Origin of the sequence: Pseudoduganella umbonata, from assembly GCF_014192225.1 — a bacterium.
Classification (GTDB): domain Bacteria; phylum Pseudomonadota; class Gammaproteobacteria; order Burkholderiales; family Burkholderiaceae_D; genus Rugamonas; species Rugamonas umbonata.
Window position 1 is genome coordinate 100,234 of sequence record NZ_JACHXS010000001.1, and the last position, 25,855, is coordinate 126,088.

27 protein-coding genes are annotated in these 25,855 nt (G+C 67.8%); 12 read left to right on the forward strand and 15 right to left on the reverse strand.

What is annotated here, in order from left to right; genetic code table 11:
• The first annotated feature begins 19 nt into the window (after nucleotides 1-19).
• Nucleotides 20-1,201, forward strand: a complete 1,182-nt coding sequence (locus FHS02_RS00385; protein WP_137312284.1) for an ABC transporter substrate-binding protein — start codon at nucleotides 20-22, stop codon at nucleotides 1,199-1,201.
• Between the two features lie 160 nt (nucleotides 1,202-1,361).
• On the opposite strand, the gene pcaCD is transcribed toward FHS02_RS00385, so the two are convergent.
• Genes pcaCD through pcaH form a run of 4 tightly spaced genes read right to left on the reverse strand, consistent with a single transcriptional unit; the run spans nucleotide 1,362 to nucleotide 5,292 of the window.
• Nucleotides 1,362-2,612 (reverse strand): bifunctional 4-carboxymuconolactone decarboxylase/3-oxoadipate enol-lactonase PcaCD, encoded by a 1,251-nt coding sequence (gene pcaCD, locus FHS02_RS00390; protein WP_137312285.1) that lies wholly within the window; start codon nucleotides 2,610-2,612, stop codon nucleotides 1,362-1,364.
• A gap of 11 nt (nucleotides 2,613-2,623) precedes the next feature.
• Nucleotides 2,624-4,015: a 3-carboxy-cis,cis-muconate cycloisomerase gene (gene pcaB, locus FHS02_RS00395; protein WP_137312286.1), complete on the reverse strand. Its 1,392-nt coding sequence runs from the start codon at nucleotides 4,013-4,015 to the stop codon at nucleotides 2,624-2,626.
• 37 nt (nucleotides 4,016-4,052) lie between these two features.
• Nucleotides 4,053-4,583: a peptidase associated/transthyretin-like domain-containing protein gene (locus FHS02_RS00400; protein ID WP_137312287.1), complete on the reverse strand. Its 531-nt coding sequence runs from the start codon at nucleotides 4,581-4,583 to the stop codon at nucleotides 4,053-4,055.
• 10 nt (nucleotides 4,584-4,593) lie between these two features.
• The gene (gene pcaH, locus FHS02_RS00405) at nucleotides 4,594-5,292 is read right to left on the reverse strand and encodes a protocatechuate 3,4-dioxygenase subunit beta (protein ID WP_229422482.1); all 699 of its coding nucleotides are present in this window, start codon (nucleotides 5,290-5,292) and stop codon (nucleotides 4,594-4,596) included.
• A gap of 145 nt (nucleotides 5,293-5,437) precedes the next feature.
• On the opposite strand from pcaH, the gene FHS02_RS00410 reads away from it, so the two are divergent.
• The gene (locus FHS02_RS00410; protein WP_137312289.1) at nucleotides 5,438-6,214 is read left to right on the forward strand and encodes an IclR family transcriptional regulator domain-containing protein; all 777 of its coding nucleotides are present in this window, start codon (nucleotides 5,438-5,440) and stop codon (nucleotides 6,212-6,214) included.
• Here the strand turns inward: FHS02_RS00410 and FHS02_RS00415 are convergent.
• Nucleotides 6,209-6,550 carry a hypothetical protein gene (locus FHS02_RS00415; protein ID WP_137312290.1) on the reverse strand — a complete coding sequence of 114 codons (342 nt, stop codon included), beginning with the start codon at nucleotides 6,548-6,550 and terminating at the stop codon, nucleotides 6,209-6,211. The genes FHS02_RS00410 and FHS02_RS00415 overlap by 6 nt on opposite strands.
• Before the next feature lie 107 nt (nucleotides 6,551-6,657).
• Here FHS02_RS00415 and FHS02_RS00420 point away from each other — a divergent pair, with 107 nt between their 5' ends.
• Nucleotides 6,658-7,218 (forward strand): hypothetical protein, encoded by a 561-nt coding sequence (locus FHS02_RS00420; RefSeq protein WP_137312291.1) that lies wholly within the window; start codon nucleotides 6,658-6,660, stop codon nucleotides 7,216-7,218.
• 35 nt (nucleotides 7,219-7,253) lie between these two features.
• Complete coding sequence (locus tag FHS02_RS00425) at nucleotides 7,254-8,897, forward strand: hypothetical protein (RefSeq protein WP_137312292.1); 1,644 nt, start codon at nucleotides 7,254-7,256, stop codon at nucleotides 8,895-8,897.
• Between the two features lie 84 nt (nucleotides 8,898-8,981).
• Here the strand turns inward: FHS02_RS00425 and FHS02_RS00430 are convergent, their stop codons facing one another.
• Nucleotides 8,982-9,884, reverse strand: coding sequence for a helix-turn-helix domain-containing protein (locus tag FHS02_RS00430; RefSeq protein ID WP_137312293.1), 903 nt, complete (start codon nucleotides 9,882-9,884; stop codon nucleotides 8,982-8,984).
• Nucleotides 9,885-10,040: 156 nt separating this feature from the next.
• On the opposite strand from FHS02_RS00430, the gene FHS02_RS00435 reads away from it, so the two are divergent.
• Nucleotides 10,041-11,207: a 4-hydroxybenzoate 3-monooxygenase gene (locus FHS02_RS00435; protein WP_137312294.1), complete on the forward strand. Its 1,167-nt coding sequence runs from the start codon at nucleotides 10,041-10,043 to the stop codon at nucleotides 11,205-11,207.
• 287 nt (nucleotides 11,208-11,494) lie between these two features.
• Here FHS02_RS00435 and FHS02_RS00440 read toward each other — a convergent pair whose 3' ends face one another.
• The 7 genes from FHS02_RS00440 to FHS02_RS00470 all read right to left on the reverse strand — a co-directional run bounded on the left by FHS02_RS00440 (nucleotide 11,495) and on the right by FHS02_RS00470 (nucleotide 18,575).
• Nucleotides 11,495-12,871, reverse strand: a complete 1,377-nt coding sequence (locus FHS02_RS00440) for an MFS transporter (RefSeq protein ID WP_137312295.1) — start codon at nucleotides 12,869-12,871, stop codon at nucleotides 11,495-11,497.
• Nucleotides 12,872-13,050: 179 nt separating this feature from the next.
• Entirely contained in the window at nucleotides 13,051-14,208 is a 1,158-nt protein-coding gene (locus FHS02_RS00445) for a porin (RefSeq protein WP_137312296.1), read from the reverse strand.
• A 79-nt stretch (nucleotides 14,209-14,287) separates the two neighbouring features.
• Entirely contained in the window at nucleotides 14,288-15,487 is a 1,200-nt protein-coding gene (locus FHS02_RS00450) for an MFS transporter (protein ID WP_137312297.1), read from the reverse strand.
• A gap of 2 nt (nucleotides 15,488-15,489) precedes the next feature.
• Nucleotides 15,490-15,948: a type II 3-dehydroquinate dehydratase gene (gene aroQ, locus FHS02_RS00455; RefSeq protein ID WP_137312298.1), complete on the reverse strand. Its 459-nt coding sequence runs from the start codon at nucleotides 15,946-15,948 to the stop codon at nucleotides 15,490-15,492.
• A 25-nt stretch (nucleotides 15,949-15,973) separates the two neighbouring features.
• Entirely contained in the window at nucleotides 15,974-16,861 is an 888-nt protein-coding gene (locus FHS02_RS00460; protein WP_137312299.1) for a sugar phosphate isomerase/epimerase family protein, read from the reverse strand.
• On the reverse strand, nucleotides 16,858-17,703 hold the full coding sequence (locus FHS02_RS00465) for a shikimate dehydrogenase family protein (RefSeq protein WP_137312300.1): 846 nt from the start codon (nucleotides 17,701-17,703) through the stop codon (nucleotides 16,858-16,860). Before FHS02_RS00465 ends, FHS02_RS00460 begins: the two co-directional genes overlap by 4 nt.
• Nucleotides 17,700-18,575, reverse strand: a complete 876-nt coding sequence (locus FHS02_RS00470) for a VOC family protein (protein WP_137312301.1) — start codon at nucleotides 18,573-18,575, stop codon at nucleotides 17,700-17,702. Before FHS02_RS00470 ends, FHS02_RS00465 begins: the two co-directional genes overlap by 4 nt.
• A gap of 132 nt (nucleotides 18,576-18,707) precedes the next feature.
• Here FHS02_RS00470 and FHS02_RS00475 point away from each other — a divergent pair, with 132 nt between their 5' ends.
• Both FHS02_RS00475 and FHS02_RS00480 read left to right on the forward strand, forming a co-directional pair.
• Entirely contained in the window at nucleotides 18,708-19,490 is a 783-nt protein-coding gene (locus FHS02_RS00475; protein WP_137312302.1) for an IclR family transcriptional regulator domain-containing protein, read from the forward strand.
• 74 nt (nucleotides 19,491-19,564) lie between these two features.
• The gene (locus FHS02_RS00480) at nucleotides 19,565-19,765 is read left to right on the forward strand and encodes a DUF2905 domain-containing protein (protein ID WP_137312303.1); all 201 of its coding nucleotides are present in this window, start codon (nucleotides 19,565-19,567) and stop codon (nucleotides 19,763-19,765) included.
• Between the two features lie 59 nt (nucleotides 19,766-19,824).
• On the opposite strand, the gene FHS02_RS00485 is transcribed toward FHS02_RS00480, so the two are convergent.
• Nucleotides 19,825-20,355: a hypothetical protein gene (locus FHS02_RS00485; protein WP_183444242.1), complete on the reverse strand. Its 531-nt coding sequence runs from the start codon at nucleotides 20,353-20,355 to the stop codon at nucleotides 19,825-19,827.
• Here FHS02_RS00485 and FHS02_RS31780 point away from each other — a divergent pair.
• From FHS02_RS31780 to FHS02_RS00500, 4 genes are all read left to right on the forward strand, one after another.
• Nucleotides 20,354-20,482 (forward strand): hypothetical protein, encoded by a 129-nt coding sequence (locus FHS02_RS31780; RefSeq protein ID WP_260115616.1) that lies wholly within the window; start codon nucleotides 20,354-20,356, stop codon nucleotides 20,480-20,482. The genes FHS02_RS00485 and FHS02_RS31780 overlap by 2 nt on opposite strands.
• A gap of 155 nt (nucleotides 20,483-20,637) precedes the next feature.
• Nucleotides 20,638-21,822, forward strand: a complete 1,185-nt coding sequence (locus FHS02_RS00490) for a zinc-dependent alcohol dehydrogenase (RefSeq protein WP_137312305.1) — start codon at nucleotides 20,638-20,640, stop codon at nucleotides 21,820-21,822.
• A gap of 10 nt (nucleotides 21,823-21,832) precedes the next feature.
• Nucleotides 21,833-22,378 carry a hypothetical protein gene (locus FHS02_RS00495; protein WP_229422483.1) on the forward strand — a complete coding sequence of 182 codons (546 nt, stop codon included), beginning with the start codon at nucleotides 21,833-21,835 and terminating at the stop codon, nucleotides 22,376-22,378.
• 11 nt (nucleotides 22,379-22,389) lie between these two features.
• The gene (locus FHS02_RS00500; RefSeq protein WP_137312306.1) at nucleotides 22,390-23,913 is read left to right on the forward strand and encodes an FAD-dependent oxidoreductase; all 1,524 of its coding nucleotides are present in this window, start codon (nucleotides 22,390-22,392) and stop codon (nucleotides 23,911-23,913) included.
• 84 nt (nucleotides 23,914-23,997) lie between these two features.
• On the opposite strand, the gene FHS02_RS00505 is transcribed toward FHS02_RS00500, so the two are convergent.
• The gene (locus tag FHS02_RS00505; protein ID WP_137312307.1) at nucleotides 23,998-24,414 is read right to left on the reverse strand and encodes an NUDIX hydrolase; all 417 of its coding nucleotides are present in this window, start codon (nucleotides 24,412-24,414) and stop codon (nucleotides 23,998-24,000) included.
• Nucleotides 24,415-24,643: 229 nt separating this feature from the next.
• Between FHS02_RS00505 and FHS02_RS00510 the strand changes: the two genes are divergently transcribed.
• Nucleotides 24,644-25,846, forward strand: coding sequence for a pyridoxal phosphate-dependent aminotransferase (locus tag FHS02_RS00510; RefSeq protein ID WP_229422484.1), 1,203 nt, complete (start codon nucleotides 24,644-24,646; stop codon nucleotides 25,844-25,846).
• Nucleotides 25,847-25,855: the final 9 nt, after the last annotated feature.

Below are 25,855 nucleotides of genomic sequence, written 5' to 3' on the forward strand. Positions count from 1 at the left end.
ACAACGACAAGGAGGAGACATGACACACCAACCGAAACGCCGTACCCTGCTGGCCGGTGCGGCCGCCGCCGCAGCGACGGCCTCGCTGCCATCGTTCGCATTCGCCGCCGAGCCGCTGAAGGTCGGGCTGATCGTACCGATGTCCGGCCCGTTCGCCTCGACCGGGCGGCAGATCGAGGCGGCCGTCAAGCTGTACCAGCAGAAGCATGGCGACAGCGTGGCGGGCCGCAGGATCGAGGTCGTGCTGAAGGATGACGGCGGCGTGGCGCCGGACGTGACGAAACGCATCGCGCAGGAGCTGGTGGCGCGCGACAAGGTGCGCGTGCTGGCCGGCTTCGGCCTGACGCCGCTGGCGCTGGCCGCGGCGCCGATCGCCACGCAGGCGAAGGTGCCGATGATCGTGATGGCCGCCGCCACGTCGATCATCCCACAGCGTTCGCCGTACATCGTGCGCACCGGCTTCACGCTGGCGCAGGTGACGGCGCCGCTGGCCGACTGGGCGGCGAAGAACAGGATCGGCCGCGTGATGACCTTCGTGGCCGATTACGGGCCGGGGCTCGATGCCGAGAAAGTGTTCGTGAAACGCTTCAGCGCCGGCGGCGGCAAGGTGGTCGATTCGCTGCGCGTGCCGCTGCGCAATCCCGACTACGCGCCTTTCCTCGCACGGGTGAAGGACGCCAAGCCGGATGCGCTGTTCGTGTTCGTGCCGTCCGGCGAGGGGCAGGCCGTGCTGAAACAGTTCAACGAGCGCGGCCTGGCCGCCGCTGGCATCCGGCTGATCTGCACCGGCGACGTGCTGGACGACGACCTGATGACCGGCATCGGCAGCGCCGCCAACGGCGTCGTCAGCAGCCACCATTACTCGGCCGCGCACCCGTCGGCCGACAACCAGGCCTACGTGCGCGCCTTCATGGCCGCCAACAAGGGCATGCGGCCGAACTTCCATTCGGTCGGCGCGTATGACGGCATGCACCTGCTGTACCAGGCGCTGGCGAAGACCGGGGGCGACGCCGATGGCGCAAAGCTGCTGGCGGCGATGAAGGGACTGGCATGGAACAGCGTGCGCGGCCCCGTCAGGATCGACGCCGCCAGCCGCGACATCGTGCAGACCGTGTACATCCGCAAGGCCCAGCAGGCCGACGGCGGCATGTTCAACGTCGAATTCGACCAGGTCGCCAACTTCGCCGACCCGGGCGTCTAGCCAAGTCACCGTCGGCAGAGACCTGGTGTCGGACACCGCAGGTGTCGGACACCGGTTTTTAGCGATATTCACGCAGAAACCGGTGTCTGACACCATTTCCGGTGGAAATAGTGTCAGACACCAGGGGCGTTTTGAAACATTCCAGGTTAATGGGTGTCTGTCACCGGTTTTCGAGAAACGCCTGTATCGCTCGGGCAAACGCGGCGGGCTGTTCGATGGCGGCGATGTGCGAGGCGTCCGGCAGCACGACCAGCTGCGCGCCGGGGATGGCGTCGGCGATGGTTTGCGACATCGCCACCGGTGCGCCCTGGTCGAGTTCGCCGGCGATGACCAGCACGGGAGCCGCGATCGCAGAGAGGCGCGCGGTCGTGTCGACGTTGCCGACCGCATGGCAGCAACCCGCATAGCCGACCGGGTCGGTGCTGGTCAGCCGCCGCCGCCAGCGGGCGACGGTGCCGCCGTGCGTGGCGCGGAAGGCGTCGTGGAAGTAGCGGCCCATGACGGTGTCGGCAATCGCCTCGATGCCCTGTTCGCGCACGGTGGCGATGCGCTGCTTCCAGGCGTCGCGCGCCGCTTCCGGGTAGCCGGACGACGAGTTGGCGATGACCAGCGCCTGCACCAGCGCCGGGTGGCGCAGCGCCAGTTCCTGGCCCACCATGCCGCCCATCGACAGGCCGATCCACGTGACGGGGCCGGTGTCCAGTTCCAGCAGCAGCCGGGCGGCGTCGTCGGCCAGCGCCGCCATGTCGTACGCGCCTTCGGGCGCCTCGGAACCGCCGTGGCCGCGATGGTCGTAGGCGATCACGCGGCTGTCCCCGGCCAGCAGCGTGGCCAGGCCGTCCCACATCGACAGGTCCATGCCCAGCGCATGGCTGAGTACCACGGTGCGGCGCGGCGGCTGGCCGTTGCGCGGCTCGCGGATCGTGTAGTGCAGGGCAGGGCGGCTGGCGGTACGGCGCTCGTGGCCGACGCCCGGATGGGGCACCGTGCCCGGCTGGGTCGGCGACAGTGGATGGTTCATCTCGCGCAGGATCGCCTGCGTGTGCGCGAACGCGGTGTTCGCGGCCGGCACGCCGGCATAGATGGCCGACTGCATCAGCACTTCCTTCAGTTCGTCCGGGGTCATGCCGCCGTCGGCGCCGGGGCGCAGCGCGGCGCGCACGTGCAGTTCGAATTCTTCCCAGCGGCCCAGCGCGATCGTGATCGACAGCACGATGGCGCGGCGCGTCTTGTACTCGAGGCCCGGGCGGCCCCAGATCTCGTTCCACGCGAAGCGCGTGATCAGGTTCTGGAAGTCGGCGTTGAAGGCGTTGGCGTTGTTCAGCGAACGGTCCACCCAGTCGTCGCCGAGAATGGTGCGGCGGTTCTGCAGGCCGCGTTCGAAATCGTGGTCGAAAGGATCGTAGGTCATGGGAGTCCGGGTTAATGGTCCTTGGTCAGTGAGGCGGCCTGCTCGCGGAGCTGGGGCAGGCGGCGGGCGGCCAGCCGGCGCGCGGCACCGGCGGCGGCGACGGGATCGAACAGCGCCTGCAGGCCGGACAGGGCCGCTGCATCGCAGCGTTCGCGCAGCGTGTCGTGCGATTGCACCGCCTCGGGCAACAGGTCGGCCAGGTGGCGGCCTTCCGCCACCGCGCGGCGCGTCAGGCCTTCGACGAATTCGTGGGCGGCCGGGCGGCCGATGAATTCGGCCAGCCGGATCGACAGCGCCTCGGCAAAGATCAGGCCCTGCAGCGCATCGATGTTGCGGCCCATGCGGCCCGTATCGACGGCCAGCGCGCCGAATGCGTCGTTCAGCGCCTGCAGCGCACCGTGCGCGCTGATGAACAGCTGCGGCCACTCGGCCAGTTCGGCCTGCCAGTTGCCGAGGCCCCGTTCGTGCTGCTGGCCCATCGTGTTCAGCAGCGACGCGGCATGCTGCGGCGTGCGCGCGGCGGCCGCCAGCGCGATCATCGCCGAGACGGGATTGCGCTTGTGCGGCATGGCCGACGAACCGCCGCGGCCGTTGCCGGACGGTTCGGCCAGTTCGCCGATCTCGCCCTGTGCCATCAGCGAAAGGTCGGTGGCGATCTTGCCCAGGCTGCCCGCCAGCACGGCCACTTCGAGGCCCAGGCGCACCCACTCGTCGCGCTGGGTATGCCATGGCGCGTCGGCCACCTTCAGGCCCAGGTCGTCCGCCAGGCGCTGCGCCACGGCGTCGGCATCGTCGCCCATCACGGCCAGCGTGCCGACCGCGCCGCCCAGCTGCAGCTGCAATGCGCGGCCGGCCGCCTCGCGCAGCCGTTCGCGGGCGCGCAGCAGCGGCGCCGTCCAGCCCAGCACTTTCCAGCCGAAGCTCGTCACCTGCGCCGGCTGCATCAGCGTGCGGGCCAGCACCGGCGTGTCGATGTGGGCTTCGGCCAGCGCCAGCAGCGTCTGCGCAAGCTGCGCCAGGCCGCTGTCGATCAGTTGCAAGGCCTCGCGCGTGGCCAGCACCAGCGCGGTGTCGACCACGTCCTGGCTGGTGCTGCCCCAGTGGACGAAGGCGGCGCTGTCCTTGTCGTACAGCGCGACGGTCCTGGTGAGCTCCTTGACCAGCGGAATGGCCAGGCTGCCGGCGCGGCGGCTCGCGGCGATCAGCGCCGGGATGTCATACAGCTGCGCGTTGCAGACGCCGGCAATGGCGCGTGCCGCCGCCGCCGGGATCAGGCCTTCCCCGGCCTGCGCGGCGGCCAGCGCCTGCTCGAAGCGGAACATGCCCTGGACGATCGCGGCATCGTCGAACACCGCGATCATGTCGGTCGTCGTGAGGAAGCTGTCGAAGATCGATACACTCATCCGTTTCTTCTCCCGTTTTTCCCGTTTTTCCCGTTCGTCACGTGTAGTCGAAGAAGACGGTCTCGCCTTCGCCCTGCATGTGGATGTCCCAGCGGTAGCTGCCGTCCGGCTGGCGGCGTGCCAGCAGCGTGCCGCGGCGCTCTTCCGGCACTTGCGCCAGCAGCGGCGACGGCGGCGCGTCGTCCAGGAACACGGCCGTGAACTGGTGTTTGACCAGGCCGCGCGCAAAGATCGTCACGAAGGCGGCGGGCGCGTCGGCCGGCGCATCGGCGGGGCGGGACAGCCGGAACTGGAATTCGCCCGCTTCGCCGCTGGGAATGCGGCGGAAGCCGGGGATGGCCTGCTGCGCCTCGGCCTGCGAGGCGTGCGGGTTCCAGGCTTCCAGCTGGGCGTCGTTGATGGGCGCGCCGTCGCCGTCGCAGATCACGCCGCGCACGGTCACGGTAGGCGCCGTCGTCTCGACGTTGGCGGTGGCATCGACGCTCCATTGCCACGCTTCGTGGGAGAACGGGCCGATGGTCTGCGAGGTGGTGATTTTGCTCGATTCGTTGCTCGAATTGGTCGTCATTATGGTCTCCTTACAGGCCCATCGGGGTGGCGTCGCGTCCGCGCAGGACGATGTCGAATTCATAGCCCAGCAGGTGTTCGTGCATGGTTTCCTCGATCGAGAACCGCGAGACCAGGCGCTGGCGCGCGGCGGCGTCGGGCACGCTGTTGAAGATCGGATCGTAGTCGAACAGCGGGTCGTTCGGGAAATACATCTGCGTCACCAGGCGCTGGGCATACACGTTGCCGAACAGCGAGAAGTGGATGTGCGCGGGGCGGAACGCCTTGTGGTGGTTGCCCCACGGGTAAGGGCCCGGACGGACCGTCACGAAGCGGTAGCGGCCTTCGTCGTCGGTCAGCATCTTGCCCCAGCCGTTGAAGTTCGGGTCGAGCGGGGCGTTGTGCTGGTCCTTCTTGTGGCGGTAGCGGCCCGCCGAGTTGCATTGCCAGACTTCGACCAGCGAGTTGCGCACGGGCTTGCCATCCTCGTCCGTCACGCGGCCGGTGACGACGATGCGTTCGCCGATCGCCTCGCCGGTGCAGCCTTCCGGCCGGGTCAGGTCGATCTCGCCCGGCAGCACCAGGCTCGACGGGGTGGCGATGTTGTCGCTGACGGGCAGCGCCGCGTCGAGGCGCAGCAGCGGCTGCAGGGGGCCGCGCTTGACGGTGGATTTGTATTCGGGATAAACGAGTTCCGGATACACGCCGGATGGGACGGAATCGAATTTCACTAAAGTCTCCTGGTGCGCTGTGCGCAGTGTTGTCGGATGCAGGCCATGGTAGGCGCCTCGCGCGTCCCCCTCAACGGGGTAATGTCGAGCTGCATCCGCAGTGCGCACACTTTGTGCGATACTCGCACAAACGGGAGGATTTCGCATGGAACAGGCAGAGCAGGTCGAAACGCATCCGCGCGACCTCGTCGCCGGGCTGGAAAAAGGCTTGCAGGTGATCGAGGCATTCGACCAGGAGCGTTCGCGCCTGACGATCGCCGAGGTGGCCGAGCGCACCGGCCTGACACGGGCGGCAGCGCGGCGCTACCTGATCACGCTGACGCACCTGGGCTATATGCGGCATGAAAACAAGCAGTTTTCGCTGACGCCGGCCGTGCTGCGGCTGGGGCAGTCGTACCTGCATTCGGCGCGCCTGCCGCGCATTGCCCAGCCTTTGCTGTACCGCCTCGCGTACTCGCTGGGCGAGGCGGCGTCGTGCGGCGTGCTGGACGACCGGGAGCTCGTCTGCGTGGCCGCGGTCAGCGCCGGGCGCCTGGTATCGACGACGCTGCAGCCCGGCACCCGGGTACCGGCCTACTGCACCGCCAACGGGCGCGTGCTGCTGGCGCACCTGCCGGCCGCCGCGGTGGAGCGCTACCTGGCCAGCGTGGAGCCGGAGCGCATCACCGCGCATACCATCGTGCACCGCGAGCGGCTGGCGCTGGAAATCGCCCGGGCGCGCGAGCAGGGCTATGCGCTGGTCGACCAGGAGCTGGAACTGGGGCTGCGGGCCATCGCCGTGCCGCTGCGCAATTTCCGCGGCGATATCGTGGCGGCGCTGAACGTCAGCGTCCACGAGGGCCGGATGCCGATCGAGGCGATGGTGGAGCGCTGCCTGCCGGCGATGGTAAAGATCCAGGCGGAACTGTCGGCATTATTATGAAACCGCGGATATTACCCGGCCGTGAGCGAATAATTGTTTTAATCGCGCTGCGGCTGCCGATAGAGTTTCAAATTTCAATAGCAGCATATAACCTTCGCGGATATTCATTCGATTGCGCGGAGATTGTCCGATCATTGTAGAAGTGTGACCCGGCAATCGACAATTGGCCCGGTCTTTCACGACAAACAAGTGACGGGCAATGACATCTTCCCCCGGAGCGCCGCCCTGGTGCTGCCAGCGGTATTTCCTGCGCGGCCCATCCATCCGGACCACTGATTCCTGTCGAATAAAAAGCCGCTTGTATTCGGACGTACGTTGTCTATGTTGAATAGCCATGACGGCGCCGATTGCCACTTCATAAAAAATCCAGCCGGCTCCGGCGCGTCATGTCTTCCGGTCGGATAACCGGCCGGGTTTATCACGCATGTCCAAGGAGATAATCGATGACCACCAATCTCATTCACCGCCCCGGCGCGTCCGGGGCCGGCCAGGAAGGCGACACGATGCTCGCTTCGTCGGCCAGGTCCGGCCCGTATGCGGAAGCGATCCACGAGGCCGACGGGCGGGCCGTCCAGCAGCTGTTCGGTGCCGCCGCCGATGGCGGGGGACCGCGCCAGGACGCCGGGTCGGGCAGCGGCCGCGGCGCGCCGTTCGGTATCAGCGAGCAGGAAGTGGACAAGGAAGCGGTGCGCCAGGTCATGGCAGCCGGGATGCCGGAGCCGGAACTGAGCGGCACGGGCTTCACGTACCGCCATAACTGGGGACCGCGGCGCGGCCAGTGGACGCTGCGCCTGAACTGGGGTTCCGTCAATCCGCGCTCGCGCATCCTGGTCTCGATCGGCGAAGGCACGCCGGCGGGGCCGGACGCCGGCAAGTTCCTGGGCTCGGCCCGGTACACCGTGCATAACGTGGCGCCGCGCGCGGGTGGCGTCGACATCTGGGTCAATATCGAGTGGGGTGCGGACATCCTGCTGTTCGCCGACTACATGGTGGTCAATCCGTAAGCACAACATGCACACGCGTGCAAAGGAGATCGGCCATGTCGTCAGATAACGTTATCGAAAACGATCCGGTGGAAGACACCGCCGGGTTGCGCAGCGAGAAGACGGGTACCCACCCGAACCGGAGTGCCGGGAAACCGGTCAACGAAGAACGTGCCGGGGCGGGCGCGCCGTCGCCCGCGCTGAGCGGAACGGGCTTCAGCTATCGCCACGACTGGGGCCCCCGTCGCGGCCAGTGGACGCTGCGGCTCAACTGGCCGGCCGTCGGCCCGCAGTCCCACGTGTTCGTGTCGATCGGCGAGGGCGCGGCCGGCGGGCCGGATGCGGGCAAGTTCCTCGGCGCGGCGCGCTACACGCTGCACAACGTCGCGCCGCGTCCCGGCGGTGTCGACATCTGGGTCAACGTCGACTGGAGCGCGGACATTCCGCTGTACGTCGACTACCTGGTGGTCAATCCGCCGTTCCTGGGCACCAGGACGGTGAGCGTGACGGTGCACCGCCACAGCGCCGTCGCGCTGACGGATGCCGAAGCGGATCGCATCCTGCGCGACATGGGCACCGTGCTGCAGGGCGCCGATTCGGGCAGCGATATCGCGACCCGGGTGCAGTTCGTCCGCAACGGGCCGGTGCGGCTGCTGCCCGCCACCGTGCCCGCCACGATCCAGACAGAGGCCGAGTGGAATACGCTGATGGGCGCCGGCACCGGCATCAAGGTCGTGCAGGCGATCCGCTGGTGCGGCGGACCTGGCGGCTCGATCATCGGCTGCGCTCCCGTCGGCAACGCGGTCACCAACTTGGCCGTGGTGCGCTTCACCGCCAACCAGGAAGGCATCCTGTGGGTGCACGAGTATGGCCACAACGCGGGCAACGGCCACCGCACGGATGACGCGAGGGCTGTCATGTTCCCCAGCATCGGTGCCGATCACAACGTCGTCGACGCCACCGAGTCGGGCCGCTACCTGGCCGGTCCGCTGGCCGGCACCGGCGCGCTGATGGCGGCGGGCGGCTGCTCGTGCCAGGGCCCGGCGTTCCAGCCGCCGGCCGACGTGCGGGCGTTCGTCTCGCAGCACTGGATCGAAGGCATTCCCTATGGCGCCGCTTCGCAGTACAAGGAGGACGATGCGCGCAAGCTGCTCGAATGGCTGGTCCAGGAGCCCGACAGGCACGAGGAATTCCTGCCGGAGATCGTCACCACGCTGTGCTTCATCGGCAGCGAGATCGCCGTGCAGCCGCTGATCGACTTCGTCGAAAGCCGGCACGCCGGGCAGGCGGCTTTCAATGCGAAGAATGCCGCGCTGATCCACCTCGGCGACCTGGTCAACGCTTCCGGCAGCCGGGCCGCACTGGACTTCCTGGTCGCCGTGGCCAGCGACATGGACAAGGCAAAGATGCTTGCGTCGCCCCAGGCATCGGCGGCGGCGGTCGATGCGACGATTGCCGGCGCTGCCGTGCCGACCGTCGAGGCGCTGGGAGCCGAACTGGCGGTGTCGGCCACGTTCGGGCTGTCGCTGGCGGGCCGGCCGGAAGCGGAGCAGGCGCTTGGCCGCCTCAGGAGCCATCCGGATGCCTATGCTGCCGTCAACCAGGCGGCGGTCGAGGCGGTGGAACTGGCCCGGACGGTGCGCGCCCGCGGCCAGAAGGAGTACTACCGGCTGAAGGCGGAACACGGCAGCGGGCGCTAGTGTCCGCGTAACGCAACAGCGGCAAGCATGTGCCGGCGGCACCCCCGCCGGCTGTCACGCCGCCTGCTGTTACTCCACCTGCTGTTACTCCACCATGCTGGCCGGCTGCGCGGCGCCGTTGCGCGACTGTTCGCGGTAGGCCTTCGGCGTCAGGCCGACGCGCTTGCGGAACAGCCGGCTGAAGTAGGCCGGGTCCTGGAAGCCCAGTTCGTAGCCGATGGTCGCGATCGGGGTCGGCACGTAGGTCAGCTTGCGGCAGGCTTCCAGCATCAGGCGGTCCTGGGCCATTTCAAAGGCCGACTTGCCGGCCAGTTTCACGCACAGGCGGTTCAGCCGCACCGGCGTCAGGCGCAGCTCTTCCGCGTACCGGCCCACCAGCCACTGTTCGCGGAAATGTTCCTCGACCAGCGCGCGGAAGCGGCTGAACAGTTCGAACTCGACATGGCCGGACTGGTCGGCCATGCGCCGCTCCGTTTCCAGCCGCACCAGCAGCAGCAGCACGCTGCGCGCCAGCCACTCGACCATCAGCGCCTGACCGTAGCGCGGACCGGCGGCCTCCTGTATCAGCTGGTGCAGCAGCGCGCCCAGGCGGTCCCGCACGATGGCATTCTCATGCAGCCGCAGCGCCTGCGGGCGCAGGAACAGCGGCGCGAACAGGTCGACCGACAGCACCACGTTCTGGTCCATCGTCAGCACGTAGCCCTGCGCTTCCTGGGAAAAATCAAATGCGTGCACGACGCTGGGGTGGATCGTGATGACGGTCGGCCCATCGCATTCCCACAGCATGTTTTCCACCTGCGCGCTGACATGGCCGGCCATCAGGAACAGTACCTGGAACAGCCCGCAGTGCGTGTGCGGGCCGATGTGCCAGTCGTGCAGGCGGCTGCGCGTTTCGATCAGCTCGATATGCACGAACTCGGCATTGTCGATCGGCGTATTCTCGCCATACAGCGCGAAGCGGGGAATTTCGTTGGGCAGGGTCTTCATGATGCGCGGAATCTGTGATGCACGGGATTTGTGACGCTCAGGACAAGGCGTTTGTAAAATAGTACAAGTCTTTTCACGCTTCATCCATTTTTTTATCGTGACCGCGGCATTACGATCCGTCTATCAAATCGAATTAATACCAGACGGAGACTCATCATGCGTACCCAGGCAGCCATCATCGGCGCCGGCCCAGCGGGCCTGCTGCTTTCCCACCTGCTGCACCTGCAGGGCATCGAATCGGTCGTGCTTGAAACGCGCAGCCGCGAAGACATCGAATCGACGATCCGCGCCGGCGTGCTCGAGCAGGGCACGATGGACATCCTCAACGATACCGGCGTGGGCGAACGGATGCGCCAGCTCGGCGCGCTGCACCACGGCATCGAGCTGGCATTCGGCGGCCGGCGTCACCGCATCGACCTCACCGAACTGACGGGCAAGGCGATCACCGTCTACCCGCAACACGAAGTGATCAAGGACCTCGTCGCGGCGCGGCTGGCCGCGCAGGGCCAGATCCTGTTCGAGGTGTCGGACACGCGCATCGGCGGCATCGACGGCGATGCGCCGTCGGTCACGTTTACGCACCGCGGCGAGCAGGTGCGCATCGATGCCGACTTCGTGATCGGCTGCGACGGCTTCCATGGCGTGTCGCGGAAGGCGTTGCCGGAAGCGTCGCGCACCGAGTTCCAGCGCACCTATCCGTTCGGCTGGTTCGGCATCCTCGTCGAATCGGCGCCGTCGTCGGAAGAACTGATCTATGCGCAGCACGAACGGGGCTTCGCGCTGATCTCGACGCGCACGCCGCAGGTGCAGCGGCTGTACTTCCAGTGCGACCCGGCCGACCACGTGGACAACTGGTCCGACGACCGCATCTGGGCCGAGCTGCACGCCCGCGTGGAAACCAGCGATGGCTGGCGGGTCAACGAAGGCCGCATCTTCCAGAAGGGCATCATCGGCATGCGCAGCTTCGTCTGCACGACGATGCGCCACAACCGGCTGTTCCTGGCCGGCGATGCGTCGCACATCGTGCCGCCCACCGGCGCGAAGGGCATGAACCTGGCCGTATCGGACGTCAAGTTCCTGGCCGAAGGGCTGGATGCGTTCTACCGGAAGGGCAGCAGCGAACTGCTGGACGGCTATGCCGAACGTGCGCTGAAACGCATCTGGCGCGCCGAGTATTTCTCGTGGTGGATGACGCGGATGCTGCACACCTTCGCCGAGGCCACGCCGTTCGAGCGGGAGATGCAGCGGGCGGAGCTGGAAAACGTGGTGGGTTCGCGCGCACTGGCGCAGGCGCTGGCGGAGAACTACGTCGGCGCGTTCTGAGGCACACGCCGGAACGAGTTTGTAAAAAAAGCCCTGTAGCGCATTGGCGTTGCAGGGCTTTTTTCAGTGACGCATCCTTGGAATCCGATGCGTCGAGCGGCGCTTGCGTTCCGGTGTCGGACACCGGCTGGTTGGTGTCGGACACCGGTTTTCCGCGGCGTTCATGACTTCTGTGCTTGAAAACCGGTGTCCGACACCTGGAAAGCGGTGTCCGACACCGGAACGCTGCTGCCTGCGACTGCATCGGACATCGCTGGCTGAACGGCATCAGGGCGGCTTCCTGTCCTTCACGCCGCCTGCTCGTGATGCCGGCCCTTCACCGGCGCGGCACTGGCCTTGCGCAGCCGCAGGTACTCGTCCTTCGGCATCGGCACGGCGTCCGGATTGCCCAGGTCTTCCATCCTGACCCGGTAGGTCTCGCGGGCCGACATGGCGGCCAGCGCGGCGATGACGGTGACGCCGAACGTGATTGCGCCGATCTTCAGCGGAATATCGTTGGCGCCGGGCGGTGCCACGAAGGCGAAGACGGCCGGCAGCATCGCGCTGACCAGCGTGCCGAGATTCTGCGAGATGGCCATCGCCGAGACGCGCGTGCGGGTCGGGAACAGCTCCGGGTAGAAGCTGGGGAACACGGCGTTGTAGCCCTGGTAGACAATGCCCCACATCAGCAGCGACATGGCGATCGCCAGCGGCACGTTGTGGATGCTGATCGCATACAGGTAGACGAACGACAGCAGGCCGGAAAGCAGGGCGCCGACGACGATCGGCGGCTTGCGCCCGACCTTGTCGGCCAGCGTGCCGACCAGCGGGATCACGAGCACGGCCAGGCAGTTGCCCAGCACGGGAATCCACAGGTACACGTCCTTCGAGAAGCCGATGCCATAGCCGGCCTGCACCGCGTAGGCGGCGCCGAAGACCGACGTCACCACCGGGATCACGTTCATGAAGGCCATGCACACCACGCGCAGCATGTCGCGCCAGCTTTCGGTGACCGCCTGGACCATCGGCGCCTTGGCGCGCTGGTTCTCCTGCGCGAACGCCGGCGTCTCGTGCACGTTGCGGCGGATCAGGTAGCCGGCCAGGATGACGAAGGCGCTGAGCAGGAACGGAATGCGCCAGCCCCAGGAGATGAACTGCTCCTCGGGCATGAAGTGGGCCAGTGGCAGGAACACGGCGGCGGCGAGGATCTGGCCGGCCTGCACGCCCTGCAGCGTGAAGCTGGCATAGAAGCCGCGGCGGCCGAACGGCGCATGCTCGAGGATCATCGAGCTGGCGCCGGAAATCTCGCCGGCCACGGCGAAGCCCTGCACCAGCCGCAGCACCACCAGCATGGCCGGCGCCAGCACGCCCACCTGTTCATAGGTGGGCAGCAGGCCGACGGCCATCGTCGAGATCCCCATCAGGAACATGCACATCAGCAGCACGTACTTGCGGCCGCGCGTGTCGCCCCAGTGGCCCAGCATGAACGCGCCGATCGGGCGCGCGATGTAGCCCACGCCGTAGGTGGCCAGCGACGCGACGATCGCCGTCTTCGGATCGGTGGACGGGAAGAAGATCTGCGGGAACACCAGCGTGGCGGCGGTGGCATAGATGAAGAAGTCGTAGTACTCCAGCACCGAGCCGATCCAGCCGCTCAGCGTGGCTTTGCGGGCTTGCGATTTCATGGCTGCCCTCCGTGGGTCCGGGCATTCTGCGTGTTCAAGGCTGTCGACATATCATCTCCGAGTATAGTTTGCGCCCCGAGGCGCGTTGTGGAAAACGTTCTCTTGGTGGAACTGGATGTGAAAAAAGGTGGTTAGAAGCGCGGGTGGCCAGAAGCGAAAGTGGCCATAACCGACGGTGGTCAGAACCTGTGCAAAATGCCCAGCTGCAGGCCGGTCAGGCGGCGGCCGTTGACGTCGTCGCCGGCCAGGTTGGCCGACGGTCCCGCCGAACTGCTGAAGCGGAAGCCGGCGGCCGGATCGTTCTTCAGCCAGGCGGCGAACCCGTACAGCAAGGTGCGCCGCGACAGGTCGTAGTAGCCGCCCACGCTGGCGCCGCGAGCGCCGCCCTGCGCGGCGCTGCCGAGCGTAACTCCATCCGACCTGGCTCCGTCCGACCTGGCGTCGATCACGCCGTACAGCGCGCCCACGCGCAGCCGCGCATCGATGCGGTAGTCGGCCGACACCTGCCAGATGTGGTAGTAGCGCCCGGCGTTCAGGTCGGTGCCGGGGAAGTGGTTGTTCGGCGTCGACACGTTGCTGAGGATCGTGCCGGCGTTGTTGCCGTTGGCATTCGCCGTCGAGTTATTGCTGCGCACGAATGCCGCGTACAGCGTGCCCTGGCCGTAGCGGTAGTTGGCATAAAGGTTGTGGTAGCGGATCTTCTCGCGCACCGTGGCCGTGGCGTCGTTCGGGCTGGCCTGCAGGCCCACGTAGCCGAAGCGGAATGGCGCGCGCGTGTAGTCCAGCGCCAGCTGCCAGATCGGATGATTGCCGCGGGCGGTGCCACCGTTTTCCGGCAGCGCGTAGTGCACCGTCGCTTCCACGCCGCCGATGCGCGGCGAGCGCCAGGACAGGTCGTTGTCGTAGCGCGAAGGAATGCCGAACGAGTTGATGACGGAGCCGAACGTGGTGCGCTCCGTGTAGTCGATGGCGCCGCCGATCATGAAGATCTCGGTGTTCTGCCGGCCGGCGCGCAATTCGCCGGCCTTGGTGGCCAGGCCGATCCAGGACTGGCGGTCGAACAGCCGGCTGCTGTCGGCGGCGGTGCCGGAATCGGCGTTCAGGCCCAGCTCCAGCAGGTACTTCAGCTGCAGGCCGCCGCCGAGGTCCTCGGCACCGCGCACGCCGAGGCGGCTGCGCAGAATCGCGCCGTCGTTCAGGCCCGTGACATGCGCGCCGCTGCTGCTGCGCACGTAACCGATGTACTCGTCGAAGTTGCCGTACAGCGTGACGCCTTGCGCGGCCGCGAAGGCAGGGCAGGCAACGGCCACGCAGGCGAACAGGTATTTCACTTTCATAGGTCTCCTTGGTTTTATTTGAACTGGATGTTCTGCATTACTTGTTCTGGACTACGGGTTCTGGACTACAGGTTCTGGATTACAGGTTCCGATTGGCGGCGTGTCCGGGCAGCGCTCTCTCGCGGCAGGCGAACGGCACGCACACCAGGGCGACCACCGCCAGCAGTGCCGTGATGCAGCCCATCGCCGCCACCAGCGTGTCCGATGCGGCGGCGCCGCTGGCGGTGGCCAGCTGGCCGCTGACGAAGCCGGTGCCCGTCAGCACGAAGCCGGAGACGGCCGCTGCGCGTCCGGCATGGGCCGGGAACGGCGCCACGGCGCCGGCCTGGCCGCACGGGTTGTGGAAACCGTGCCCCAGCATGTACACGCATTGCGGAATCACCAGCGCCCACACGGTGTGCACGCCGCCATGCCACAGCAGCACCTGGCCGCCGCCGCCGAGCAGCGACAGGCAGGCGCCCAGCCGCACCACGCCGGGCACGCTCCAGTGCCGCAGCAGCCGGCCGCACAGCACGGTGCCGAGCAGGAAGGCCAGCGAGCACAGGGCCGGCAGCGCGCCGTAGGCCATGCGCGACATGCCGAATTCGCCGATGAAGACGAAGGGCGACAGGATCAGGAAGCACAGCGCGCCCGAGAACGACAGGCCGGCCAGCAGAGCGCAGGCGACGAACTGGGGATGCGACAGGAAGGTCCACAGCCCCGCGCGGGCGGGCGATTCCGGCCGGCGCCAGGTTTCGCGGTAGCCGGTGTACACGGCCAGCCAGGCCAGCACGCCGAAACCGGCCACCATGGCCAGCGTGGCCTGCCAGCCCAGGTACTGGGCGGCGACACCGCCCGCCAGCGGGCAGGCCACGCCGATCGCGCTCTGCCCCGTCAGGCTGCGCGCCATGATGCGCATGCCGGCCGGGCCGGCGTGCTGGTCGCGGATGATGGCGCGCGCGGCGATCACCGCGGCCGCCGTGGCCACGCCCTGCACGGCGCGCGCGGCCAGCAATTGCGGCAGTGCCGTGGCCAGCGTGCCCGCCAGCGCGGCCAGCACGTACAGCGCCAGACCCCACAGCAGTACGCGGCGCCGGCCGTAATGGTCGACCAGCGGCCCGGCCGCCAGTTGCGCGATGCCGAACGCGAGGATGAATACCGTCAATGTCGCCTGCACCTGTCCCGCCCCCTTGCCGAGGCTTGCGGCGATGTGCGGCAGGGCGGGCAGGTACAGGTCGGTCGCGACCGGCTGCGCCGCCAGCAGCAGCATCAGGGCAACGGACAGCGGCGCGCGCGGCATCGTCAGGCGTCCTGCGGACAGGCCAGGGCCAGGTGTTCGATCGCCAGCGCATAGCCGCGCACGCCCAGGCCGGCGATCACGCCGATCGCCGCCGGGGCGATGAACGAGTGGTGCCGGAACGGCTCGCGGGCATGCACGTTCGAGATGTGCAGCTCGATCACGCGCACCGACGCGCCCTTGATCGCGTCGTGCAGCGCCACCGACGTGTGCGTGTAGGCGCCGGCATTGAGCACCACGCCGGCCAGCGTGCCGGCCGCCTGCGCGGCACCCGCTTCATGCAGCGCGTCGAGCAGCACGCCTTCGTGGTTCGACTGGCGGAAGTCGAGCGCGAAGCCGCGCCTTGCGCAGGCCTCGCGGCACAGGCCTTCCACGTCGGCCAGCGTGTGCGCGCCGTAGATGCCCGGTTCGCGCTTGCCCAGCAGGTTCAGGTTCGGGCCGTTCAGCACCATGATCGATTTCATCGATTGTTCCATCGGTCCGCGGTGCTCATGCCATGGCCGGGTGGCAGGGCGTGGCCTGGCGCACCGGCAGGCTGCGGCGCAGCACCTGGTCGGTCACCCACTTGGCGCCGGCGTGCGCGCGCCGGGCCACGAAAGCCTGGGGCAGCTGCACGTAATCGTCGTTGAACACCTCGAAGCTGTAGTCGCCCCGGTAGCCGGCGCGGTCGAGGCGGCGCAGCATGTCCGACAGTTCCTTCGAATGCGCGCCTTCGCCGGGGAACACGCGCAGGTGGCGCGCCGTTTCCAGCCGCTCCTCGGCGCTGCGCAGGTCGCGCCACATGTAGTCGGACAGCTGCACCAGTGCGATCTTGTCGCTGGGGATCTCGTCGAGCGCGTCGAGATCGGCGCCGTTGGCCAGCATGTGGTACGAGTCGAGGATCACGCCGAGGTTGGCATGATCGGCCAGCGCGACCGCATCCCACGACTGCGTGTAGCCGTTCACGTGCCGGCCCCACGACAGCGCCTCGTAGCCGATCCGCACGCCGAGCGGCACGGCCAGCGTGGCCAGCCTGGCCAGGTCGCGGGCGATGTGCGCCATGTCGCCGGTGGCGTGCTTGGACGTGCTGGAGCACACCATCAGCAGCGGCGCGCCGACCGCTCGCGCCACCAGCAGCATCTGCTTGGCGATCTCCAGCTTGTAGTCGTGCAGCGCGCCCGACAGGCCTTCGTAGTCGCGCATCACCTGGATGCCGGTGACGCGCACGCCGCTGCTTTTCACCAGCGCCACCGCGGCTTCCAGGCCGCCCGGATAATTGGCCAGGTCGCGTGCCCACAGCATCATCTGCGTGAAGCCGGCGGCGCGCGAGGCGGCCAGTTTCGATTCCAGCGATCCGCCCAGCGTGATCGTGTCCATGCCGAAGTTCGACAGATTCATAGTGCCCCCAGTGTGCGGAATGCATCCGCCGATATGCCGTGCCAGCCGAACAGTTCGAGGTACAGCGGCGATTGTTCGATCATCATTTCCTTGCCCTTCTGGATGCGGCAGCCCAGTTCCCGTGCCGCGTGCAGCAGCCGCGTCGTTTCGATCTTCATGCCGCAGTCGGCCACGATGGCAGTGGGCGCAATGCCGGCCAGGTCGACCGGCAGCGGATCGTCGGCGTGCATGCCGAGCGGCGTGCAGTTGACCACCAGGTCGTGGCCCGCCGCGTGCGGCGTGCCGACGGTCACCGCGACGGCGGGGAAGGCGGCCTGCAGCCGTTCGCGCAACGCCTCGGCCTGTGCCGGCCGCGTATCGCAGATGGCCAGCCGGGCGATGCCGCGCGACGCCAGCGCTTCGGCGACCGCGCAGCCGACGCCGCCGCTGCCGACCACCAGCGCACTGGCGCGCTGCCAGGGGAACGGCGTGTCGCCGCAGGTGCGGTCGAACGCGCGGATGAAGCCTTCGCCGTCGATCAGGTCGCCCAGGATGCGGCCGTCGGCGCCCTTGTAGATCGCGTTGCAGGCGCCGGCCAGCACGGCGCGCGGGCTGGCTTCGTCGACCGCCGTCACGCTCATCGGCTTGTGCGGGATCGACACGAAGATGCCGCCCACGTTCTCCATCGCCATCAGCGTGCGCACCGCCGCCGTGTACTGCTCGGGCCGGACTTTCAGCGGGATCACGCGCGCATCGATGCCATGGCGCTGGAAGAACGCGTTGAACAGCGTCGGCGCCTTGACCTGTTCGACGGGCCAGCCGATCACCGGGAAGATGCGGGTGGTGCCGGAGATCTCGATCATTGCGCCGCTCCTTCCTTGCCCTGGCTGGCGACCAGCTCGAAGCTGACGCCGCCCTTGTACAGCTGGGTGAGAGCGCCGCGCTGCGACGGCTCGCGGTCGAGGAAGACGATGCCGCGCTCCCTGAGCGCCTGCACCGCCGCGGCCACGTCCGGCACGCCGAGGCCGACGCGGATCATCTGCTCTTCCCACTGCAGGCCGCCGGCGCCTTCCGGCGGCTCGACCAGTTGCAGGTAGAAGCGGCGGCACGGGCTTTCCAGCAGCGTGCCTTTCGGTACCACGCCGAACCAGGTCCCTTCGGCCAGCGGCTGGAAGCCCAGCATCTGGCGGTAGAAATCGGTCCATTCCGGCGCGCGGCCGGCGCCGATCGCCTGCACGACACCGAAGAAATGCAGGCCGGCGATCGCCGGTACTTGCTGCGGCGCGTTGGGGATCGGCTTGAAGTCGACGTCGTAGATCGAGAAGTCGCCGACCCTGTCGACGAAGTACAGGATCGAATCGCCGGCGCAGTGCACGCCGGGGATATTCAGTTCCATCACGCCGGCGCGGGTGGGGATCGGCCAGGCGCCCATGTCGACGGCGCGGCGGTAGGCCGCATCGGCATCGCGCACCCGCAGGGCGATGGCGCCGATCACCGTGGCCTGCGGCTCGGTGTCGAGCAGGGGCATGGTGCGCGGGTCGGCGTTGACGATCACGTTCATGCCGCCTTGGGCGTACAGCGTGACTTCGCGCGAGCGGTGGCGGGCGATGGCGGCAAAGCCCAGCGATTCCAGCAGGGCGCCAAGGGCCTGCGGCTGGGTGGTGGCGTATTCGATGAATTCGATGCCGTCGATGCCCAGCGGATTGGGCTCGGCGGGCGATTGGGGCTGGTTCATGGCGTTCCTCGGGTGTGAATCAGTGCACTGAGTATAGGAAGAGCCCTCCAGCAAAAAAACACCGCGAAACCGCTGAAAATGCGACAATCGCTCAGGTTGCGCGATTAGCGCACAAAATGAAGTGTTTATGACATGAAAAAGCCTCCGCTGACCGACCTCGCCGTGGCCCCGCGCGACATCATCGAAGGGCTCGTCACAGGCATTGCCGTGATCACGGCGTTCAACGACGAGACCGCGCGCCTGACACCCAGCCTGCTTTCCGAACGGATCGGCATCAGCCGCAGCGCGGCGCGCCGTTACCTGCTGACGCTGGTCCATACCGGCATGGCGGCCACCGACGGGCGCCAGTTCTGGCTGACGCCGAAGGTGCTGACGCTGGGCCATTCGTACCTGGACTCGGCGCGCATGCCGCGCGCGATCGTGCCGTACCTGCAGCACCTGACGGCGCAGTTGCAGGAGTCGACGAACTATTCGGTGCTCGACGGCGACGACGTGGTGTACGTCAGCCGCGTCAATGCGCCGCGCCACCTGACGCCCGGCTTCGAACCCGGCACCCGGCTGCCGGCCTATACGTCGACGGCGGGCCGCGTGCTGCTGGCCGGCCTGCCCGACGCGGCGCTCGACGATTACCTGGCCCGCGTCGAGCTGGTGCCGTACACGCACCTGACGGTGCAGGACAAGGACGAGCTGCGGCGCGAGCTGCGCGCGATCCGCGAGCAGGGCTTCGGCGTCACCGAAAACCAGTACGAGATCGGCATGCGCGGCATTTCGGTGCCGCTGAAGAGCCGGCACGGCATGGTGATCGGCGCGCTGTCCGTTTCGATGATGATCTCGGGCAGTTCGCGCGCCGAGGTGATGGCGCGCTGCGTACCGGCACTGCAGGCCAGCGCGAACACGCTGATGCTGTGGGTGTGACGGTGCGCCGGGCCTGGCGGCACCGCGCTACACTGGCCTCCAACGTTTTCTTCACGAAGCAAACCTGAACGACGATGCGACAGCTGCTGATCATTCTCGGTGCCATCCTGCTGCTGGCCGGCCTGGCCTGGCCGTGGCTGAGCAAGCTGCCGCTGGGCCGGTTGCCCGGCGATGTGCACGTGGTGCGCGAAGGATTCAGTTTCCATTTTCCGATCGTCACCTGCGTCGTCATCTCGATCGTGGTGTCGCTGCTGGTCTGGTGGTTCCGCCGCTGACGGCTGGAAATGTTTTCAATTTGCTTGGGGCAGTTCCGACTGCCGCACGGCGTGTTCTCCTACGCGTCATGCATCGGCGCGGTGCCAGAATGGCAATTCACCGATTGCACCCACAAGCAAAAAAGGAGAGATGACATGAAGAGCAAACTCGCGGTAATCCTTGCAGCCCTGTTCGTCAGCGCGGGCGTCGCGGCCCAGACGACCAGCTCGCCCACCTCGGGCAGCGACCAGCACAAGTCGAGCGATACCAAGAAAGACAAATCCGCCAAGTCGAAGCAGCGCAGCACCGGCAGCCAGGACACCAGCACCTCCGGCGCCAGCGGCACGGCCGGTTCCAGCTCGACCGAAATGCGCACCAGCAGCGGAAGTAGCGGAACGAGTGGCAGCACGGGCGGCACCAGCACCAGCACCGGCACCGATACCTGGCGCGGGGCGAGCGGCACTGCCGGCATGAACAGCACGCCGCCAGGCTCATCCACGTCGGGCACCAGCGGCTCGGGCTCGACATCAGGTTCGTCGATGGGCACCAGCGGCTCGTCCTCGTCCGGCACGTCCGGCAGCAGCGCCACCGGCACCAGCGGCTCCAGCATGAGCGGTTCGGACACCTCCGGCACGGGCACCACGCGCTCGGGCGCGGGCTCGACCGGTACCGGCACCACCGGCACCACCGGTTCGGGCACCACGGGCACGACCACGCCGCCGCTGCCGACCCGCTAACGGGGTCACCGAAGCCGCCCGAGGGCGGCTTCTTGCATTATTGCTCGTCCACGGCATTGCCCGTCCACCGTGCGGGGCCCTGTCGGGCGAGCGCCACAACTCAACCATGCCGGCGCCCTGACGCGGGGCGCTGCGGCCCAACGACAGGAGTCACCATGCTGGCAATGAACTACCGCGGACCGTTCCGCGTCCGCGCTGACCACAAGCCCGATCCGGTCATCGAACATCCCGGCGACGCCATCGTGCGCGTCACCCGGTCCTGCATCTGCGGTTCCGACCTGCACCTGTATCACGGCCTGGTGCCGGATACGCGCGTGGGCACCACCTTCGGCCACGAATTCGTCGGCATCGTCGAGGAAGTCGGCTCGCAGGTCACGCGGCTGAAGGTCGGCGACCACGTGCTGGTACCGTTCAACGTGTTTTGTGGTTCATGCTTCTTTTGCCAGAAGGAGTTGTACGGCAATTGCCACAACACGAATCCCCAGGCGTCCGCCGTCGGCGGCATCTACGGCTACTCGCACACGGCGGGCGGCTATGACGGCGGCCAGGCCGAGTTCGTGCGCGTGCCGATGGCCGACGTGGGGCCCACCGTGATCCCGGCCGACATCCACGAGGATGATGCCGTTCTGCTGACGGACGCGCTGCCCACCGGCTACCAGGCCGCCGAGATGGGCGACATTTCGGAAGGCGACACGGTGGTGGTGTTCGGCGCCGGCCCGGTCGGCATCTTCGCCGCCAAGTCCGCGTGGCTGTTCGGCGCGGGACGCGTGATCGTCGTCGACCACGTCGATTACCGGCTCGATTTCGTGCGCCGCTATGCGCAGTGCGAGGTCGTCAATTTCCGCGAAGTGGACGACATGGCGCTGCACATCAAGAAGATGACGGACTGGCTGGGCGCCGACGTGTGCATCGACGCCGTCGGCTGCGAGGCCGCCGGCAGCGCGGCGCAGACCATCACCGGCGTGTATACGATGATGCAGGCCGGTTCGGCCACCGCGCTGCACTGGTGCATCAACTCGGTGCGCAAGGGCGGCAATGTGTCGATCGTCGGCGTGTACGGTCCCACATTCAACGCGGTGCCGATCGGCAATGCGCTGAACAAGGGGCTGACCTTGCGGATGAACCAGGCCAGCGTCAAGCGCCACCTGCCGCGGCTGATCGAGCACATCCAGGCCGGCCGCATCGATCCGAAACAGATCATCACGCACCGCGTGCCGCTGGAAGAGGTGTCGGACGCGTATCACATCTTCTCGTCGAAGCTGGACAACTGCATCAAGACGGTCCTGATCCCGCCATCGGCGAACCAGGTGCGCGCCATCGCGTCCACCGCGAACCATTGAGGAGAACAGCATGGCCCACCATCACGACCATGACCACACCCACGATCATACCCACGATCTGGCCGTGTTCCAGCACGGCCGCCCGCCGGTGGACCGCTCGGCGATCCAGGGCTGGGGCGCGGACCTCGACCGCAAGAACCGCCCCGGCGTGCCGATGGAACGCACGCCGCCCCGCATCGATGCGCCACTGACGCAGCCCGAGCCGCAGCGCCAGGACGTCGAAGTGCTGGTGTCGCCGGAACGGCCGGGTATCACGCCGCTGTTCGGCAGTCCCAACCCGCCGCGCGGCGTGTCGGGCATGGTGCGGCGCGCCGCCTTCAAGGAAACCGAGAACGACATCCGGCACTGGCTGCTGCTGCTGCTGGCCGACCGCATCGACGTGGTCGAAGGCCTGGTCGACGACCTGGCCCGCGGCCATGTGCCGAACATCCTCGGCGAGATGGGTATCAAGGCCGAGTGGCAGCACAACAAGAAGGGCCTGGCGCAGAAGGTCGCCATCGGCGCGGCCGTGGCCGGTGTCGCGTGGTACCTGCTGTCCCGCCGCGAAGACCGCTGACCGGAAAGGCCATGCTGTCGAACGCCGCCACGGTGTCGCTGTGGACGGACACCGCCCAGGTGCCGGCCTTTGCGCCCCTGGCCGGCGATACGTCGGCCGACGTGTGCGTGGTCGGCGGCGGCATCGCCGGCCTCACTTCGGCATGGCTGCTGCTCAGGGAGGGCAGGTCGGTGGTGCTGGTCGATGCGCTGCAGCCCGGCGCCGGCGAAACAGGCCGCACCACGGCGCACTTCTTTCCTCCCGACGAGCGCTATTTCAACATCGCCAGGCGCTTCGGCGACGGCCGCGCCCACCTGCTGCACGACAGCTACGAACGGGCCACCAGCCTGGTCGAATCCATCGTCCACGAAGAGCGGATCGCCTGCGATTTCCGCCGGCTGGACGGCTACCTGGTGCCGGCCGGCGCGCGTGGCGCGCGCGTGATCGCGTGCGAGCACGAATGCACGGGGCGCCTCGGCATCCCGACGACGCGCGTGCCGCGCGTGCCGGGCCTTGCCTGGGACACCGGCCAGGCGCTGTGCTTTCACAACCAGGCGCAGTTCCACCCGGTGAAGTACATGGCGGGGCTGGTACGCGCGATCGAGCGCCTTGGTGGGCGCATCCACGGCGACACGCGGGCGCGCGACGTCGACGGGTCGAATGTCGTCACGGAGAAAGGGACCGTGCATGCCGCCGCGGTGGTGGTGGCGACGAACACGCCGTTCAACAACCGTTTCGTGCTGCACACCAAGGTGGCGCCGTACCACAGCTACGTGGTCGGCCTGCAGGTGCCGCGCGGCGCGCTCGAGCCATTCCTGCTGTGGGATACCGGCGACCCCTATTACTATGTACGGCTCGACGATGCGCGGGCGGCGCGGCCGTTCGACATCCTCGTGGTGGGCGGCCAGGACCACAAGACGGGCCAGGAAAGCATGCCCCGGCACCGCTGGGACACGATCGAGGCATGGACGCGGGAGCGCTTTCCGCAGGCAGGGGAAGCGATGTACCGCTGGTCCGGCGAGGTGATGGAACCGGCCGACGGCGTGGCATACCTGGGCCGCAACCCGGCCGACCGCGGCAACGTGTTCGTCATCACGGGCGACTCCGGCAACGGCATGACGCATTGCACGGCCGGCGCGATGCTGATCGCCGACCTGGTCGCGGGCCGCGCCAATCCGTGGGTGCCGCTGTATGATCCGGGCCGCATGCCGCTGCACGGCCTCGGCGAATTCACCAGGGAACAGGCCAACGTGATGGCCCAGTACACGGACTGGCTGCAGGGCGGCGAACTCGCTTCGCCGGACCGCATACCGCCCGGCGAGGGGGCGCTGATCCGCGAGGGCCTGAAGCTGATGGCCGTGCACCGCGCCGAAGACGGCAAATTGACCTTCCTGTCGGCGGCCTGTCCGCACATGGGTTGCGCGGTGCACTGGAATTCGGCCGAGAAGTCGTGGGATTGCCCGTGCCACGGCTCGCGCTTCGACATTGCCGGGCAGGTGCTGCACGGACCGTCGAACGCGCCGCTGCCGCCGGCGCAGTTGGGCAGCAGCAAATAAGCGCTGCAATCAGGGGATGCAATCAGGAGCTGCAAACCGGGCTGCAAACCGGGCCGCAGACAAGGCGCGACCGCCAGCCGCGCGCTACCAGTCCAGCGCGAGCAGGCGCTCGGCCATCCTTGGCCAGCACAGCGTGCGCACGTCGTCGCGCGTGGCCCAGCGGTACCCGTCCGCTTCCGGTGTCGGCGCGCCCGTCACGTGGTGCGGGAAGAAGCTGGTGCAGGCGAGGTGGTCGAGCGTGCACAGTTCGTCGCCGGCATCGACGCGGAACAGGTGCAGCCGTTTGTCGCGGCGATAGTCGAACACGCCGAGGTCGGTGAACCGCGCCGCATCGATGCGCAGCCCGGCCTCCTCGAACAGCTCGCGCCGCGCCGCCTGCAGCGGCGACTCGCCGGCGTCCTGCAGGCCTTTCGGTATGTCCCAATGCCTCGTCCCGGTCACGTGGCACAGCAGCAGCCGGCCCGCCGCGTCGACGATCAAGGTGCCGCATGAGGTATCCATTCGGTTTTCCTTCCTGTACCCATATTGTCCAGCATGTCCTTCGGCGGGTTTCGACGGCCTGCATCGAGCGTCCGCGCGGTGCCTTGCGGTCCCTGCGCTCGTGCATCCGGCGGCTGCATTGTAGCCGCCACTGCCCGCACAATACGAAAGGGTGATACGATAAAAATTGCATCTTGTTAAAATATGCGGGCCGTAGGAGCGGCCTTCAACTATAAGAAAGATAGGGAAGATGAATTTTCAGCAGCAGAATTTTCTCGAGCCGCCGGCCACGCGCGGCGTGTCGAAGCGGATCGCCGCGGCCCGGCCGCTGGCCACCGCCGCGATGCACGAGCGCGTCGACCTGCTGAAGCTGCAGGGTGTCGAGGTGATCGACTTTTCGATCGCGATCTCGCACTTCCCGGCACCGGCGCCGGTGCGCGCCGCGGTGCGTGCCGCGCTCGACGAACCGCTGCTGCCCTATACCGCCGTCGGCGGCCTGCCGGTGCTGCGCGACAGGCTGGCCGCCAAGCTGCGCGATGAAAACCGCATCGGTGCCGCCGGGCGGCACGTGATCGTCACCAACGGCGCCAAGCAGGCGCTGTACCAGGCGCTGTACGTGATGACCGATCCGGGCGATACCGTGATCGTGCTGCGGCCGCACTGGCCCGCCTATGTGGCCACCGCGCAGTTGCTGGGACTGCACATCGTGCTGGCGGACCAGCCGGAGGTGGTCGACGAAGCGTTCCTCGCTGCGTTGCCGCCCGCGAAGCTGCTGATGCTCAACAATCCGCACAACCCCTCCGGCAAGGTGTACACCGCGGCCGAACTGGCGGCCATCCGCACCTGGCTGCGTGCGCGCGGCAGCGCGTGCATCGTCGACGAGAGTTACGAAAAGCTGATTTTCGATGGCGAGCACTGCAGCCTGGCGGCATGCCCGGACTGGGAAGCGCTGGGCATCGCGACGATCTTCTCGGCCTCGCAGAGTTACGCGATGATGGGCTGGCGCGCCGGTTTCGCCTGCGCCCCGGCGCCATGGATCAAGGCGATGGAGGCGTTGCAGGGACCGATCACGGCCGCGGTACCGGCGCTGACCCAGGTCGCGGCCGCGGCGGCGTTCGCGATCGGCGCGGTGCCCGACCTGCTGGCCGACTACCGCGCGCGGCGCGACCTGGTGGTGGCGCTGTTCGCGCCGGTGCCATGGATCGCCATGGCGGCGCCGGCTTCCGGCCCCTACCTGTGGGGCGACGTGTCGGCGTTGACGGTCGACACGGTGGCCTTTGCCGAGCGGCTGATCGATGAATACCGCGTGGCGGTGATGCCGGGCGAGGCGCTCGGCTGCCCCGGCTTCATCCGCATCGGCTACATCGCCGACGACGAAGCCACGCTGCGGCGCGGCGTGGCCGCCATCATCGCGCTGGGCGACCGGCTGGCGGCCGCCGGCGCCGCGGGCTGAGGGCAGCTT

Bases quoted from the DNA above. Each gene is read 5' to 3' on its own strand.
- FHS02_RS00410 (WP_137312289.1), top strand. From the start codon at position 5,438: ATGGAACAGGCAGAGCAGGTCGAAACGCATCCGCGCGACCTCGTCGCC.
- FHS02_RS00445 (WP_137312296.1), bottom strand. From the start codon at position 14,208: ATGAAAGTGAAATACCTGTTCGCCTGCGTGGCCGTTGCCTGCCCTGCC.
- FHS02_RS00465 (WP_137312300.1), bottom strand. From the start codon at position 17,703: ATGATCGAGATCTCCGGCACCACCCGCATCTTCCCGGTGATCGGCTGG.
- FHS02_RS00475 (WP_137312302.1), top strand. From the start codon at position 18,708: ATGAAAAAGCCTCCGCTGACCGACCTCGCCGTGGCCCCGCGCGACATC.
- FHS02_RS00415 (WP_137312290.1), bottom strand. From the start codon at position 6,550: ATGGCTATTCAACATAGACAACGTACGTCCGAATACAAGCGGCTTTTT.
- FHS02_RS00505 (WP_137312307.1), bottom strand. From the start codon at position 24,414: ATGGATACCTCATGCGGCACCTTGATCGTCGACGCGGCGGGCCGGCTG.
- FHS02_RS00490 (WP_137312305.1), top strand. From the start codon at position 20,638: ATGCTGGCAATGAACTACCGCGGACCGTTCCGCGTCCGCGCTGACCAC.
- FHS02_RS00435 (WP_137312294.1), top strand. From the start codon at position 10,041: ATGCGTACCCAGGCAGCCATCATCGGCGCCGGCCCAGCGGGCCTGCTG.
- FHS02_RS00495 (WP_229422483.1), top strand. From the start codon at position 21,833: ATGGCCCACCATCACGACCATGACCACACCCACGATCATACCCACGAT.
- pcaB (WP_137312286.1), bottom strand. From the start codon at position 4,015: ATGAGTGTATCGATCTTCGACAGCTTCCTCACGACGACCGACATGATC.
- FHS02_RS31780 (WP_260115616.1), top strand. From the start codon at position 20,354: ATGAGCGGTTCGGACACCTCCGGCACGGGCACCACGCGCTCGGGCGCG.
- FHS02_RS00400 (WP_137312287.1), bottom strand. From the start codon at position 4,583: ATGACGACCAATTCGAGCAACGAATCGAGCAAAATCACCACCTCGCAG.
- FHS02_RS00480 (WP_137312303.1), top strand. From the start codon at position 19,565: ATGCGACAGCTGCTGATCATTCTCGGTGCCATCCTGCTGCTGGCCGGC.
- FHS02_RS00385 (WP_137312284.1), top strand. From the start codon at position 20: ATGACACACCAACCGAAACGCCGTACCCTGCTGGCCGGTGCGGCCGCC.
- FHS02_RS00425 (WP_137312292.1), top strand. From the start codon at position 7,254: ATGTCGTCAGATAACGTTATCGAAAACGATCCGGTGGAAGACACCGCC.
- pcaCD (WP_137312285.1), bottom strand. From the start codon at position 2,612: ATGACCTACGATCCTTTCGACCACGATTTCGAACGCGGCCTGCAGAAC.
- FHS02_RS00430 (WP_137312293.1), bottom strand. From the start codon at position 9,884: ATGAAGACCCTGCCCAACGAAATTCCCCGCTTCGCGCTGTATGGCGAG.
- FHS02_RS00460 (WP_137312299.1), bottom strand. From the start codon at position 16,861: ATGAATCTGTCGAACTTCGGCATGGACACGATCACGCTGGGCGGATCG.
- FHS02_RS00500 (WP_137312306.1), top strand. From the start codon at position 22,390: ATGCTGTCGAACGCCGCCACGGTGTCGCTGTGGACGGACACCGCCCAG.
- FHS02_RS00485 (WP_183444242.1), bottom strand. From the start codon at position 20,355: ATGCTGGAGCCGCTGGTGCCGGTGGCGCTGCTGCCGGACGTGCCGGAC.
- FHS02_RS00450 (WP_137312297.1), bottom strand. From the start codon at position 15,487: ATGCCGCGCGCGCCGCTGTCCGTTGCCCTGATGCTGCTGCTGGCGGCG.
- aroQ (WP_137312298.1), bottom strand. From the start codon at position 15,948: ATGAAATCGATCATGGTGCTGAACGGCCCGAACCTGAACCTGCTGGGC.
- FHS02_RS00420 (WP_137312291.1), top strand. From the start codon at position 6,658: ATGACCACCAATCTCATTCACCGCCCCGGCGCGTCCGGGGCCGGCCAG.
- FHS02_RS00470 (WP_137312301.1), bottom strand. From the start codon at position 18,575: ATGAACCAGCCCCAATCGCCCGCCGAGCCCAATCCGCTGGGCATCGAC.
- FHS02_RS00510 (WP_229422484.1), top strand. From the start codon at position 24,644: ATGAATTTTCAGCAGCAGAATTTTCTCGAGCCGCCGGCCACGCGCGGC.
- FHS02_RS00440 (WP_137312295.1), bottom strand. From the start codon at position 12,871: ATGAAATCGCAAGCCCGCAAAGCCACGCTGAGCGGCTGGATCGGCTCG.